The sequence below is a fragment of the Chryseobacterium sp. FP211-J200 genome (assembly GCF_001643375.1).
GTDB classification, from domain to species: Bacteria; Bacteroidota; Bacteroidia; order Flavobacteriales; family Weeksellaceae; genus Epilithonimonas; species Epilithonimonas ginsengisoli.
This window is the reverse complement of the sequence record NZ_LSHB01000031.1, coordinates 18,684-31,842: the sequence shown is the minus strand read 5'-3', so window position 1 is coordinate 31,842 and position 13,159 is coordinate 18,684. Positions and strand designations below refer to the sequence as shown.

Below are 13,159 nucleotides of genomic sequence, written 5' to 3'. Positions count from 1 at the left end.
ATAATGCACTACGAGTTAAAGTTAGTAATTCCTTACAAGACCTTTTACGATTTTAATGACATTTGGCATCGCTTTGTTGGCCGCTTCCAAAACTTCGTCGTGAGAAACTGCGAATGCAATGTCTGGTCCTCCAAGATCGGTGATGATTGATAAACAGAAACAATCCATTCCCTGATGTTTCGCAACGATCACTTCCGGAACAGTGCTCATTCCAACAGCATCGCCACCAATGGCTTTGATCATTCCGTATTCTGCTGGTGTTTCGAAAGTTGGTCCAGTCAAAGCGACGTAAACACCTTCTTTGATATCAATTTTTTCTTCAACCGCTACAGACTTCGCAATCTGAATCATCTTGCGGTTGTAAGGCTCGCTCATGTCGACAAAACGAGGTCCGAATTCGTCGATGTTTTTTCCTCTCAAAGGATGTTCCGGTAACATATTGATGTGATCGGTCAGGATCATGATGTCAGCCACTTTGAAGTCTGGATTCACGCCACCGCAAGCATTGGAAAGAATCAAATTCTTGATTCCCAACAAATGGAAAACACGGAAAGGAAACGTAACAGTTTCGATAGAATGACCTTCATAATAGTGAAAACGGCCGCTCATCATCAATACTTTTTTACCTTCCAAAATCCCATAGATCAACTTTCCGCCGTGACCAACAACTGTGGTTTGAGGGAAATTCGGAATGTCCTTGTAATCTAAAGTGTGAATCGCCTCAACCTCATATTGAAGCCTGCCTAAACCAGAACCCAATACAATTGCAAAATCAGGTGTTTCACTGATGATATTCTTGATGAATTCTGCTGTCTCTTTATACTTTTCTAACATAATTTTGAATGATCTGGTTAAAATCCTCGCGTTTGTCGATCTCTACATTGATCGGCCAATAAAAAATCTTATTTCGAAGATAATCAAAAGTCTTGAGGCGAACATAATCTTTTTCAGTTGTCAAGATCACCTTATATTCCCCCAGTTTTTTGTACTCTGCTGATATCTTTTTGATGTCATCATCTGTAAAGTTGTGGTGGTCTTTGTACTGTAGATGCTTGACTTTCTTGTTGTATTTGGAAATTTCTTTCAATAATTGAGAAGGATTTGCTATACCTGTTATTAATAAAACATCATAGTAATCCAAGTTTTTCACGGGCATCATGCTATCAACGCCCATGATATTCTCGTCATAGGCAATCGATGAAAAAAATACCTTTTGATAATGCTGAGGTCTAATTCTAGAGATGTAATATTGTTTTTTCTCTTCGGTAAGGTCATCTGGACATTTGGTCACCATGATAACATTGGCCCGGCTCATGCCATGTCGGCTTTCTCTAAGGTCGCCGGCTGGTAAGATGAAATCTTTGAAATACGGGTCGTTGTAATCTGTCAAAAGCAGATTCATTCCAGGTTTGATCGCACGATGTTGGTAGCTGTCGTCCAGAAGCAGAACTTCCAGATCCATATCTTCGATGATTTTCTTAGCCCCGAAAACGCGGTCTTCACAAACGCCGATCACAAAACGATTTCGGAAACGTTCGAATAATTGCATCGGCTCATCACCAACCAGTTTGTAATTGCTGTCGTAATTTACAATGCCGTAGCCTTTTGTGACTCTTCCGTATCCACGAGATAAAACGCCGGTTCTGTAATATTTGGACAGATATTCTGCCAAGTACATGACCATTGGTGATTTTCCGCTGCCACCAACCGACAGGTTACCGACACCTATGATGGGTGTTCTGAATTTCGAAGAAGAAAATAATCCCCAATCATACATCCGGTTTCTGATAGAAGTGCCGAGATGATAACCTAGGGAAAAGGGGTAGAGATACCATCTTTTCATAGATTGCAAAAATACAATTTTCAAATTTCTAATTGCAAGAATATTAAACAGGAAATTGTTAAAATTCAATCGTTATTACAAATGAATGAAAACCTTATCTTTGCAATCTTATAAATATTGAATATGATATTATCTATGACAGGTTTTGGGAGAGCCGAAACTGTTTATGAAGGGACCAAAATAACGGTGGACATCAAATCGCTGAACAGCAAAAACTTCGATCTGAATGTCAAGACACCATTGAGATATAAAGAAAAAGAATTCGAGATCAGGAAACTGCTCAATGACAAGATCCTTCGTGGAAAAGTAGATTGTTACATCAATTGCGAAAGTCTTGAAGATAGCAACGATGTGAAGATCAACCATGATATCGTAAAAAATTACATGGATCAGCTAAGAGCTGTTGCTTCCGACGCACCAGAATTTGAATATCTCAAAATGGCGGTCAGAATGCCAGATGTTCTATCCACAAAAAATTCTGACCTTGACGAAAACGAGTGGAAATCTCTTCTTGTGGTTGTACAGGATTCGGTAAGTAAATTTATTGAATTCCGTCAGACCGAAGGGAATAATTTGGCTGAGGAAATTGAGAAGATCGTTCAAAATATCGAGAATAATCTCAATCAAGTTGCTCAATACGAGTATGAGAGAATCCAACCGATCAAGGACCGTTATCAATCTGCACTTAAGAATTTTGAAAATATCGACGAGACAAGATATTACCAGGAAATGGTCTATTTTGTTGAGAAATTAGATATTTCCGAAGAGAAAGTGAGACTTTCCCAACATATCAAATATTATCTTGAAGTGATGAGAAATGAAGATTTCAATGGGAAAAAATTAGGCTTCATTGCTCAGGAAATGGGAAGGGAAATCAATACTTTGGGTTCAAAAGCCAACCATTCCGAGATCCAGAAATTGGTTGTTGAGATGAAGGATGATCTTGAAAAAATCAAAGAACAAACGCTTAATGTACTATAAAAGATGAATTATAATTGATGAATGATGGCTTTTCAGTCTAAAATTCATCAATTATTGATTATCACTTATCAATTATGGAAAAAGTTATCATATTCTCCGCACCATCCGGAAGTGGAAAAACAACTTTGGTGAAACACGGTTTGTCGGTTGTGCCAGAACTCTGTTTTTCGATTTCCGCAACGACAAGACAACCGCGAGGCGAAGAAAAACACACCGAAGATTATTACTTCCTGACGCCGGAAGAATTCAGAGATAAAATTTCAAAGGATGAATTTGTAGAATTCGAGGAAGTTTATACAGACAAATATTATGGAACGTTGAAATCTGAAGTCGAAAGGATTTGGAGTCAAGGCAAAGTTGTTATCTTCGATGTTGATGTCAAAGGCGGAATCAAACTGAAAGAGATTTTTGGAGACAAAGCTTTATCGATTTTTGTAATGCCTCCAAGCATCGCCGAGTTGGAACAAAGATTGATAAAAAGAAATACCGATTGCGCAGAAACCATCAAAACAAGAGTGGAAAAAGCAGGCGAGGAAATGACCTATCAAAAACATTTCGATAAGATCATTATTAATACAGATTTGGACACGGCAAAAGCCGAAGTCGAGAAAATAATTAATAACTTTATCAACGAATAAAATCTGAAACACATAATGGACAAAACATTAGACAACGCCATAAATAACATGCCTGTCAAAGGCTTTCTTGATCTTAAGGAATTTGCGATTCCGACCGGAGACGATCTTATAAAAGCAATTCTTGACCTCAAAAAAGAAAAAAATGCCGTGATCTTGGCGCATTATTATCAGCCGGGACCGATTCAGGATATTGCCGACTTTTTGGGTGATTCTCTCCAATTGGCGAGACAAGCCAAAGAAACCGATGCCGATATGATTGCATTTTGTGGCGTTCACTTCATGGCAGAAGCAGCGAAGATCCTTAATCCAACCAAAAAAGTCGTTTTGCCTGACACGCTTGCGGGTTGTTCATTAGCAGATGGCTGTTCTGCGGAAGGCCTCAACAAAATGCGTGAGCAATATCCAAATGCATTGGTCGCTACTTACATCAACTGTAATGCGGAAACCAAAGCCGCTTCGGACATCATCGTGACAAGTTCCAACGCAGAACAGATCATCGAGGCTCTTCCAAAAGACCGCCCGATCATCTTCGCTCCGGACAAAAATCTTGGACGTTATCTAAGCAAAAAAACTGGTCGCGACATGATCCTTTGGGACGGAAGCTGCATCGTGCACGAAGCATTTTCTATGGAGCGCATCGCACAACAATTGGCCGACCATCCCAACGCAAAACTGATCGCGCATCCGGAAAGCGAAACACCGGTTTTGGAATTGGCACATTTCATCGGCTCCACTTCAGCGCTTCTGAATTATGTAGAACAGGACGATTGCCAGCAGTTCATCATCGCAACAGAGGAAGGGATTCTTCACGAAATGAGAAAGCGCGCACCGCATAAAGAACTGATTCCAGCCTTAGTTTTCGACGAAAGCTGCAACTGTTCCGAATGTTTTTACATGAAACGAAACACGCTCGAAAAGCTCTACCTGTGCATGAAGTATGAACTTCCCGAGATCACCATGGACGAAGACATTCGCCTGAAAGCCTTGAAACCAATCGAAGCCATGTTGGAACTTTCCAAAAGCATCAAATAAAAAATTACAAACCTTATCCTTCCGATGAGGTTTTTTTGTGCTGGTATTTGGGCAATCCCCTCGCCAGATCTTGGCCACCGCTCGGGTCGGGCTATCCGTTGCAATCTTTTTTGTGGACGGCATTTTCCCTGTGGTTGAACTTGATCAACGCCACAAAAAAGGATTTCCACTACTATCCCTATTGCAGCTGCGCAAGAAGGAACGTTTTCAGCAATATTTTAACACTTTACTATCCTATTGTCATTCCGGAGGAATCTCAACAGCTTAGATTTCTCCGGAATGACAAACTTTGTATTTATATTAATTTCTTTTTTGAGCAAAGCACCTTTATTTCAATCTTTTTTATTTGATTTTCGGAATCGCTGAATCTTCGATTTGTGAACCTTAAAATGTTTTCAATAAAATAGAAAAATCTTTGCGAGCTTTGCGTTCAAATTTTCTAATCTAAAACTAACAGATCAGAAAGTTTTTCTACTTTTAGCAGATGAAATCAAAAATCATTTTAGAAGACATAAAAATCTACGCCTATCACGGCGTTTTGCCAGAAGAAGCCATCATCGGAAATCATTACGTTGTGAATCTGGAAGTGCATGCTGATCTGAAAAAGGCATCACAGTCGGATGACCTTAATGACACCATTAATTATGCGGAGATCAATGACATCATTCATCAGGAAATGAATGTCCGTTCCGAACTTTTGGAACATGTCATCGGAAGGATCATCAATAAAATCGAAAACCAATTCCCACAGATCACATTCATCAAGATCAAATTGAGCAAGACCATTCCACCAATGTCAGGCGAAATGAAAGGTGTGAGTTTGGAATTTGAGAAGGAAATTAATTAATTCTGTGGCTTCTAGAGCCTCAGCCTGACAATGGGAAAATTACTACTAAATTGCTCATGTGCCACTTTGAGGCTCTCGAAAGGTTTTAAATTAAAAATGTTAATGAAATCTTAAAATTTGGTATTGCGTTTGATGCAAAAGATTCAAATTCAAAATTACATGAAAACATATCTTGCAGTTGCCATTGCTGCGCTCGGTTTTATCATTGCTGCTGCATTCTTGGGAAATGCCATCAAAAACCGGAACAAATCCGAAAATACAGTTTCAGTTACAGGACTCGGTTCCAAAACCTTTACTTCTGACCTGATCTCTTGGTCGGGTAGCTTTTCCAAAAATAGTTTCGAGCTGAAAACAGCTTACGACGATTTGGCAATTGACAGAAAAGTGATTTACGATTATCTGAGATCCAAAGGCGTAAAGGAAAGCGAGATGATCTTTTCGGCCGTCGATATTCAGAAACAATTCAGAAGTTTTACAGATTCCAATGGAACTTATCAGCAAGGGGAATTCTCAGGTTATAATCTGACTCAAAGCGTCTCCATCAAATCGAAAGAAGTTTCAAAGATCGAGAATATCTCCAGAAACATCACAGAGATCATCAACCGCGGCATCGAATTTACATCCTCGTCGCCTCAATATTTCTACACCAAATTGGCAAACGTAAAACAGGAAATGATTGCCAACGCGACCAAAGATGCCAAAGAACGCGCGGAGAAAATTGCTGAAAATGCTGGAAGTGGTCTTGGAAATTTGAAGAAGGCAACCATGGGCGTCATCCAAATTACAGCGCCCAATTCCAACGAAGATTATTCCTATGGCGGAACTTACAACACGACTTCCAAAGATAAGGAAGCCAGCATCACCATAAAACTCGAATACGAGGTGGATTAATAAACAAAAGGAGCACTTTAAAATGCTCCTTTTGTTTTGTGATTATTATTGATCTACTGTTTCGTTTTGCTGTCAAAGACCAAAGTTACTGGGCCATCATTGATCAGGGAAACTTTCATGTCTGCGCCAAAAATGCCGCTTTCTATCTTCAAACCAGATTTTTTGATCTCTTCTTTGAAGTGTTCAAATAAAGGAATGGCTTTGTCCGGTTTTGCCGCTTTGATGTACGATGGTCGATTGCCTTTTTTATAATCGGAAATTAAAGTGAATTGGCTGATACAAAGGATCTCGCCATTGATGTCTTTTACAGAATGATTCATTTTCCCATCTTCATCTGAGAAAACCCGCACGTCCAAGACTTTTTTCACAAGCCAATCTGCGTCGGAAATTTCGTCTGCTTCGTCAACACCGATTAACAGCATTAGACCTTTTTCTATCTTTCCGACAATTTCATTATCAACTTTGACATGGGCTTTGGAAACACGCTGGAGAACAACTTTCATTTTAAAAGAAAATATTAGACTTTAAAATTAATTATAGATCGATAAAATATTGGAATTGGAATCGAAACTATAGCCATAAGTTTTAGGCGCTATCTTTGCGACTGCGGTAGGTTGTCCAGTGATGAGAATCCATTCTGCATTATCTTTTGGGCAATGGATCGCGGTTCCATTTTTAACTTCCAAAGTTGTGTCTTTGTCTGGACAAATATGTGGCGCATTCTTGTCATAAACTTTGAATCCGCTGGTGATCCGGACAACGATCAATCCTCTGGTTCCAGATCCCTCTTCGTTGACATCGACCCAACCTCCGACATTTTGCAATGCGTAATAAGATGGCAAACTGAGATTGAGCTGAACGGAAACATTTGCATTGGGAAAGCAACTCACGGTTTCATTACGTTCACTACAAGAGCTGGTGAAAGTTAATAAACTGAAAGTCAGTAATGATATAAAAAGAGATAGGTTTTTTTTGATCTTCATTTCAAAATTAATTATATATTTGTAAACTCAATCTGAGACAAAATAGTATCCGGCAAAGGTCGGATTATTTTTTTATACAAACGATAAATTTTATTGTTATGAACTACGTAACCAAAGAAGGTTTGGACAAAATGAAGTCTGAACTAGAACAACTTGAAACCATAGAAAGACCAAAAATAACACAGCAAATTGCTGAAGCAAGAGATAAAGGCGACCTGTCTGAAAATGCAGAATATGATGCTGCAAAAGAAGCGCAAGGCATGTTGGAAATGAGAATTTCTAAACTGAAAGATATCGTATCTACTTCCAAGATCATCGATGTGACACAGCTGGATCTAAGCAAAGTTTCTATCATGACTACAGTTAGGTTGAAAAACAATGCTACAAAAGGTGAGCAAAAATTTACACTTGTTCCTGATAATGAAAGCGATATAAAATCTGGAAGGATCTCTGTGAATACACCAATTGCAAAAGGGCTTTTGGGTAAAGTTGTAGGAGAAACGGCTGATATCATTTTGCCAAATGGTAACAAACTTTCTTTCGAAGTTTTAGAGATCTCACTTTAGAATAGAGGTCATATTGGTTTAATAATTGCTGAGATTTTTAAAGGTCAATATTATATTATGAGCAGTATTTTTTCAAAGATCATCAATGGGGAAATCGACAGTTACAAAATTGCAGAAGACGATAAACATATCGCTTTCCTAGATGCAATGCCATTGGTAAAAGGTCATACATTGGTCGTTCCTAAAAAAGAGACCGATTTGATATTCGATATGGAAGCTGAAGATTACAAAGATCTTTGGGCGTTCACACAGGATATTGCAAAACAGATCAAAAAAGCGATTCCGTGCAAAAGAGTAGGAATAGCGGTAGTGGGATTGGAAGTACCTCATGCCCATATACACCTTGTCCCTCTTAATAGTATTGAGGACCTTAATTTTAAAAATGTTAGGCTTATATTTTCAGCTGACGAGTACAAAGAAATTCAACAATCCATAATAAATGCATAAAAGAAGTTTCGGCTTCTTTTTTTTAATTAATAGAATTCAAAATATTTATGAATCCAAATCAATGTTCATTTTGCGGTAGAAAAAAGAATGAAGTTCAAATTCTGATCTCTGGACAAAATGGCTTTATATGTGAAAATTGTATAGAACAGGCCCATGCAATTGTAAAAGATAGTGCAACGCAAAGCCCGGAAACTACTATGGCATCCTCTTTATCTGAGTTGAAAAAACCAAGAGAGATCAAATCTTTCCTTGACGAATATGTGATCGGGCAAGACCAGGCGAAGAAACAATTGTCCATTGCTGTTTACAACCATTATAAAAGAATACTCCACGCTAAAGACGAAAACCGTGAAGTGGAGATAGAAAAGTCCAACATCATCATGATAGGGGAAACTGGAACAGGGAAAACATTGTTGGCAAAAACAATCGCTAAACAACTGAATGTCCCATTCTGTATCGTAGATGCTACGATCCTTACAGAAGCGGGCTATGTTGGAGAAGATGTTGAAAGTATCCTTTCCAGATTGCTCATGGTGGCAGACTATGATGTGGAAAAAGCTGAAAAAGGAATTGTCTTTATCGATGAGATCGATAAGATCGCGAGGAAATCCGATAATCCTAGTATTACGCGTGACGTTTCTGGAGAAGGTGTTCAGCAAGGATTGTTGAAACTTCTGGAAGGAAGCATCGTGAATGTTCCACCTCAGGGAGGACGTAAGCATCCAGATCAGAAGTATATTCAGGTCAATACACAGAATATTCTTTTTATTGCTGGAGGTGCTTTTGATGGGATGACAGAGATCATCGAAAGGAGATTGAACAAACAGGCGATCGGGTTTTCTAAAGATAAATTGGAGAAAACTGAGGATGAAGATTACATCCTAAGTCAGATCAATGCGATCGATCTGAAGAGCTTTGGCTTGATCCCAGAGCTTTTGGGCAGGTTTCCAATCATCACCTATCTTGAGAAATTGACAAAAGAGGTGCTGGTAAGAATTATGAAAGAACCTAAGAATTCAATCGTCAATCAGTTTACAGAACTTTTTAAAATGGATGATGTGAAGCTCGAATTTACGGATAAAGCGATAGCAGAAATAGTGGAAGATACTATGAGTAAGGGACTTGGAGCTCGAGGATTGCGAGGGACAACCGAAAAAGTATTGGAAGATTATATGTTTAATATTGAAAATAATCAAGAGGTGAAAATAGACTCAATATTATAAAATCTTTAATAATTGGAAGATTATTTCCGAATATTCAAAAATGTAATATCTTTGCAAGATAAACACACAAATAATATGAACACAATGATCAAAAAATTATTTTTATTAAATTTAGGATTTTTCTCTAGTATGGGCTTTTCTCAAGTTCTTACTTATGTAGGGAATTCAGCTTTGGTGACCATTCAGCCTCAGACTTTGGTGTACAACGGTGGAGGTTTGCAGACAGCTAGCTTATCTACTATTAACAATGCTGGTAATATTATGCTGAATGGTATTCCTACGGGAAATACCACTACGAATCCGAAACTGATTATAGATCCTTCATCTACTTTTAGAATCGTAGCTTCTACTACAAATGCTGCCACAGATTATGGGCAGTTGTATATAACAGGAATTGAACAAGGTAATATTTCTGGCGTAGTGAATAAGGAATATACTTCAGAATTTTTGAATGGTCCTACAGGTAACCAACAGACAGGATTACCTTTCTATAATTTTACTACTACTCAACTGGAGGATGCATTTGGAGCAGGAAATCTGAATGTTACAAATACGACCAACAATTCTTCTGGAAGATTCAATATAGCATCTGTATTTTGGTGGAACAACGCAAGAGCACGTTTCGATCAAGTTGCCAAAGGCGGAACTGCTTATGATGCTAATGGAAATCCATCAGCTGCATTCATCAGTCCGATGACCTATTATATTCTTCCTAGAAGAAAAGCAGATGGGACATTTTTTTGGAATCCGACCACAGAGAAGAAAACTTTTAGAGGAACTCCAGCATCCGATTTGACACCAAGTAATGTTCAAATGACTCTAACGGGTGGATACACCGGAGGATTTGGAGTAAATGGCAACGCCGCAAACTTTTTTGGCGAAAGATATTATAGTTATTTAGATGATCCTTTTAGAAGGTCGTCTAGTTGGCCAGCGGATTATGCCTTGAATCTTTATCAATTGGCAAACCCATTCCTTACAAATCTGGATCTGAAGTTTATTGGCAGAACAGATGATGATGTCAATAATGGAAGTGATGGTAACCGTATTGCTGACCTGGAAGGTGTAGCTTATTATGGAAATAGTAATGTGAACTGGAATGTAGCAATCGGATCTAAATACCCAAGTCCAGCAGTAGTATTAAAAATTTCTGATGGTTATTTCCAGGCAGGAGATGTAAAGAGTACAATGATAAAGCCTATGGGCGCTTTCATTGTGAAATTAAAAATAGATCCCAGCCAGGAGCAGACTACCCAGACTCTTAATTTGACAAGAACAAGAAGATTTAATGCTACATCTCGTTTACTGGGAACAGATTATTCAGTAACTGCCAATAAGTCTACCTCTAACCTAGAAGGTATTGATGCTGATAAGATCGTAAAACAGGTTGCGGTAGTAATGTATGATTTGGATGGTTACGAACTAGACAGAACCTACTACGCCATCTCACCTTCGGCAAAAAATGGATATAGTACTTTAGCAACTTTACAAGCTTATTCTGGTGACAGAAGGATCTATACAAAAGAAGAAAAATATGACGGTGGTTTGGATGCCAACTACAATGATAAGCTTTACATCAATGAAGCCAATGAGATCGATTTCAAATCAAAACAAATTCCTCTTTATATAGATTTTGCCGACGAACCTTATCAATTGAAGTTTGAGGTGTATGAAAAAGGAGAAAGAGTAGCAGACGGACTTTCAAATGGTAATAGTTTCTACTTTAAAAATGCTGATGGTCAATTTGTGAAGATCGTAGACGGAGATAGTATAGCGATGAATGGTTCTCAACAGAATTTAGGATTATATTATGAGATGCCGGCAGGTGGAACTTTAGGAACAGATAATGCTGCTAAAGCTCAAACCGTTATTGCAAAAAAAGATTCTCAATGGGTTGTAAGGTTTGCTAAAGATTGGAAAAATGCTTCAGTAGAAGTTTATTCTGCAGCTGGACAACTTCTGAATTCAAAATCACAGATATCTACATGCACTGACTATACCATTCCCCTTAACTATCAGGCAAAAAGCGTTTTCGTTGTAAAAGCTACTTCTGATAAGGGAGAAGTTGTTATCAAAAAAATTATTAACTAGGACACACACACAAATACATGCATATGAAGAATTTACTATCAAAAAGAACTTATAGCTTCTTGTTAGTATTAATAAGTATATTGAGTTTCGCACAATCAGTTCCGCCACCACCAGATAATCCAGAATCGGGAGGTATTGGAGGATATCCAGCGTCTCCTATAGATGCCTACACTTTCGTTTTGTTTGTCTTGGCAATTGCCATGATCGTATTTTTTGTACTGAAACAAAAACAAAGGATCATAGAATAAATTATATTTTTTTTAATATATTAAACTCACTTTTTTAGTGGGTTTTTTTTATTTTTACTCAATGAAAAAAATATTATTGGCGAGTAGCATTTTATTGTCGGCATATTCCTTCGCACAGTTTAATGTTAAGGTAGAAATACCATCTTACTTATCAGATTCAGAAATTTATCTTTACGGCTTCAACGGTTCAAAAGAGATCTTATATTCCAAAGCAAAAGTATCCAACAATGTTGCATCTTTCAAAATCGATAAGCAATATGTAGGAATGATGAGAGCTTTTTTTAAGAAAGCAAACTCCTCTGTCAATATGGTCTCCGAGAATAAGGATATCAACTTTAGAATTGACCTTGATAGCAAAAACAAGATCTCTAATGTCACTTTTCAGGATCAGGCCAATCAGCTTTTTAGCAGTGAGGTAGAAAGTCAGAAAAAACAAGAGTTGATCTTACCTGCATTAATTCAGATCAAAGATTATTACAAGCCGTCTGATCAGTTTTACAGCTCTTTGGAGACAGAGATCAGTACTTTATCAAACAAAGATGTTTCTGCATACACCGATCATCCTTTCCTTGATTTTTATAACAAAAATCAGAAATACTCTGTACAGGAAAAAGGTGTTGAATTGAAACCGGAAGATTTCATCAATTTCTATTCTAGATCAGGAGAGTATTTGGAAACTTCAACTATTTTGAAACCTTCACTTATTAATTTTCTGAATGTATCAAAATCTAATGTCGAAGGCAACGTAGATAAACTTTTGGAAGCTGTAAATCTGGAAACACCCAGAGGACAGACCATCATGTCCGAGTTGATCGAGATATTCAATACCTATGGGATGGATAAGTTAAAGGATAAGTATTTGTCCCAAGCTAATAACCTGAAATGTACCATCAACGACAGATTGGCATCTACAATACAAGCCAATAAGAATACAGAGATCGGTGCCAAGATGCCTAACAATAATTTCGTGAATGCTATCCATACAAAAGCGAAATCTCTATACGATATCAAAGCTTCTAAGAAAATCGTAGTGTTCTGGTCTTCTACGTGTTCTCATTGCGAGGCAGAGTTGCCAAAACTTCTGGAAAAATATGATAAACTGAAAGCTCAGAACATAGAGATTATCGGTTTTTCTTTAGATAGTAATTTGGATGAGTTTAAGAATAAAGCCAATATCTATCCTTGGGTCAATGATTCTGAAGGAAAAGGCTGGTACAGCTCCTATGGAGATACTTATAACATTGTGGCGACACCAACTTACTTTGTCTTAGATGCTGATAATAAAATCATTAGCAAACCAAATCATGTGGGTGATGTTTTAGATTACTTAAAAGTCAATTAAAAATTTGGTGAAAAGCAAAATATCCTT

Annotated in this window: 15 protein-coding genes; 11 read left to right on the top strand and 4 right to left on the bottom strand. The window is 37.8% G+C overall.

Annotation, left to right across the window (positions count from 1 at the left end):
- Positions 1–21 precede the first annotated feature (21 nt).
- A complete protein-coding gene (locus AXA65_RS11025) occupies positions 22–834 on the bottom strand; it encodes a purine-nucleoside phosphorylase (RefSeq protein ID WP_063970158.1) in 813 nt (270 codons plus the stop codon).
- Positions 818–1,843: a tetraacyldisaccharide 4'-kinase gene (gene lpxK / locus AXA65_RS11020; RefSeq protein WP_063970157.1), complete on the bottom strand. Its 1,026-nt coding sequence runs from the start codon at positions 1,841–1,843 to the stop codon at positions 818–820. The genes AXA65_RS11025 and lpxK overlap by 17 nt, the downstream gene beginning before the upstream one ends.
- A 123-nt stretch (positions 1,844–1,966) precedes the next feature.
- On the opposite strand from lpxK, the gene AXA65_RS11015 reads away from it, so the two are divergent.
- From AXA65_RS11015 to AXA65_RS10995, 5 genes are all read left to right on the top strand, one after another.
- Positions 1,967–2,824: a YicC/YloC family endoribonuclease gene (locus AXA65_RS11015; RefSeq protein ID WP_063970156.1), complete on the top strand. Its 858-nt coding sequence runs from the start codon at positions 1,967–1,969 to the stop codon at positions 2,822–2,824.
- 74 nt (positions 2,825–2,898) lie between these two features.
- Positions 2,899–3,462, top strand: a complete 564-nt coding sequence (gene gmk, locus AXA65_RS11010; protein WP_063970155.1) for a guanylate kinase — start codon at positions 2,899–2,901, stop codon at positions 3,460–3,462.
- Between the two features lie 15 nt (positions 3,463–3,477).
- Entirely contained in the window at positions 3,478–4,494 is a 1,017-nt protein-coding gene (gene nadA, locus AXA65_RS11005; RefSeq protein WP_063970154.1) for a quinolinate synthase NadA, read from the top strand.
- A gap of 484 nt (positions 4,495–4,978) precedes the next feature.
- Positions 4,979–5,341 carry a dihydroneopterin aldolase gene (gene folB, locus AXA65_RS11000; protein ID WP_063970153.1) on the top strand — a complete coding sequence of 121 codons (363 nt, stop codon included), beginning with the start codon at positions 4,979–4,981 and terminating at the stop codon, positions 5,339–5,341.
- 159 nt (positions 5,342–5,500) lie between these two features.
- Positions 5,501–6,232, top strand: a complete 732-nt coding sequence (locus AXA65_RS10995; RefSeq protein WP_063970161.1) for an SIMPL domain-containing protein — start codon at positions 5,501–5,503, stop codon at positions 6,230–6,232.
- 53 nt (positions 6,233–6,285) lie between these two features.
- On the opposite strand, the gene dtd is transcribed toward AXA65_RS10995, so the two are convergent.
- Positions 6,286–6,735, bottom strand: coding sequence for a D-aminoacyl-tRNA deacylase (dtd, locus tag AXA65_RS10990; RefSeq protein ID WP_063970152.1), 450 nt, complete (start codon positions 6,733–6,735; stop codon positions 6,286–6,288).
- A gap of 27 nt (positions 6,736–6,762) precedes the next feature.
- Entirely contained in the window at positions 6,763–7,215 is a 453-nt protein-coding gene (locus AXA65_RS10985; RefSeq protein WP_063970151.1) for a hypothetical protein, read from the bottom strand.
- 98 nt (positions 7,216–7,313) lie between these two features.
- Between AXA65_RS10985 and greA the strand changes: the two genes are divergently transcribed.
- The 6 genes from greA (at position 7,314) to AXA65_RS10960 (ending at position 13,132) form a co-directional block, all read left to right on the top strand.
- Positions 7,314–7,781 (top strand): transcription elongation factor GreA, encoded by a 468-nt coding sequence (greA, locus tag AXA65_RS10980; protein WP_063970150.1) that lies wholly within the window; start codon positions 7,314–7,316, stop codon positions 7,779–7,781.
- 57 nt (positions 7,782–7,838) lie between these two features.
- Positions 7,839–8,228: an HIT family protein gene (locus AXA65_RS10975; RefSeq protein WP_063970149.1), complete on the top strand. Its 390-nt coding sequence runs from the start codon at positions 7,839–7,841 to the stop codon at positions 8,226–8,228.
- A gap of 47 nt (positions 8,229–8,275) precedes the next feature.
- Positions 8,276–9,451, top strand: coding sequence for an ATP-dependent Clp protease ATP-binding subunit ClpX (gene clpX / locus AXA65_RS10970; RefSeq protein WP_063970148.1), 1,176 nt, complete (start codon positions 8,276–8,278; stop codon positions 9,449–9,451).
- A 75-nt stretch (positions 9,452–9,526) separates the two neighbouring features.
- Positions 9,527–11,542 carry a hypothetical protein gene (locus AXA65_RS10965; protein ID WP_063970147.1) on the top strand — a complete coding sequence of 672 codons (2,016 nt, stop codon included), beginning with the start codon at positions 9,527–9,529 and terminating at the stop codon, positions 11,540–11,542.
- A 23-nt stretch (positions 11,543–11,565) separates the two neighbouring features.
- On the top strand, positions 11,566–11,790 hold the full coding sequence (locus AXA65_RS19765) for a hypothetical protein (protein ID WP_131797803.1): 225 nt from the start codon (positions 11,566–11,568) through the stop codon (positions 11,788–11,790).
- Positions 11,791–11,851: 61 nt separating this feature from the next.
- Entirely contained in the window at positions 11,852–13,132 is a 1,281-nt protein-coding gene (locus AXA65_RS10960) for a peroxiredoxin family protein (protein WP_063970146.1), read from the top strand.
- The last annotated feature ends 27 nt before the right edge of the window (positions 13,133–13,159 follow it).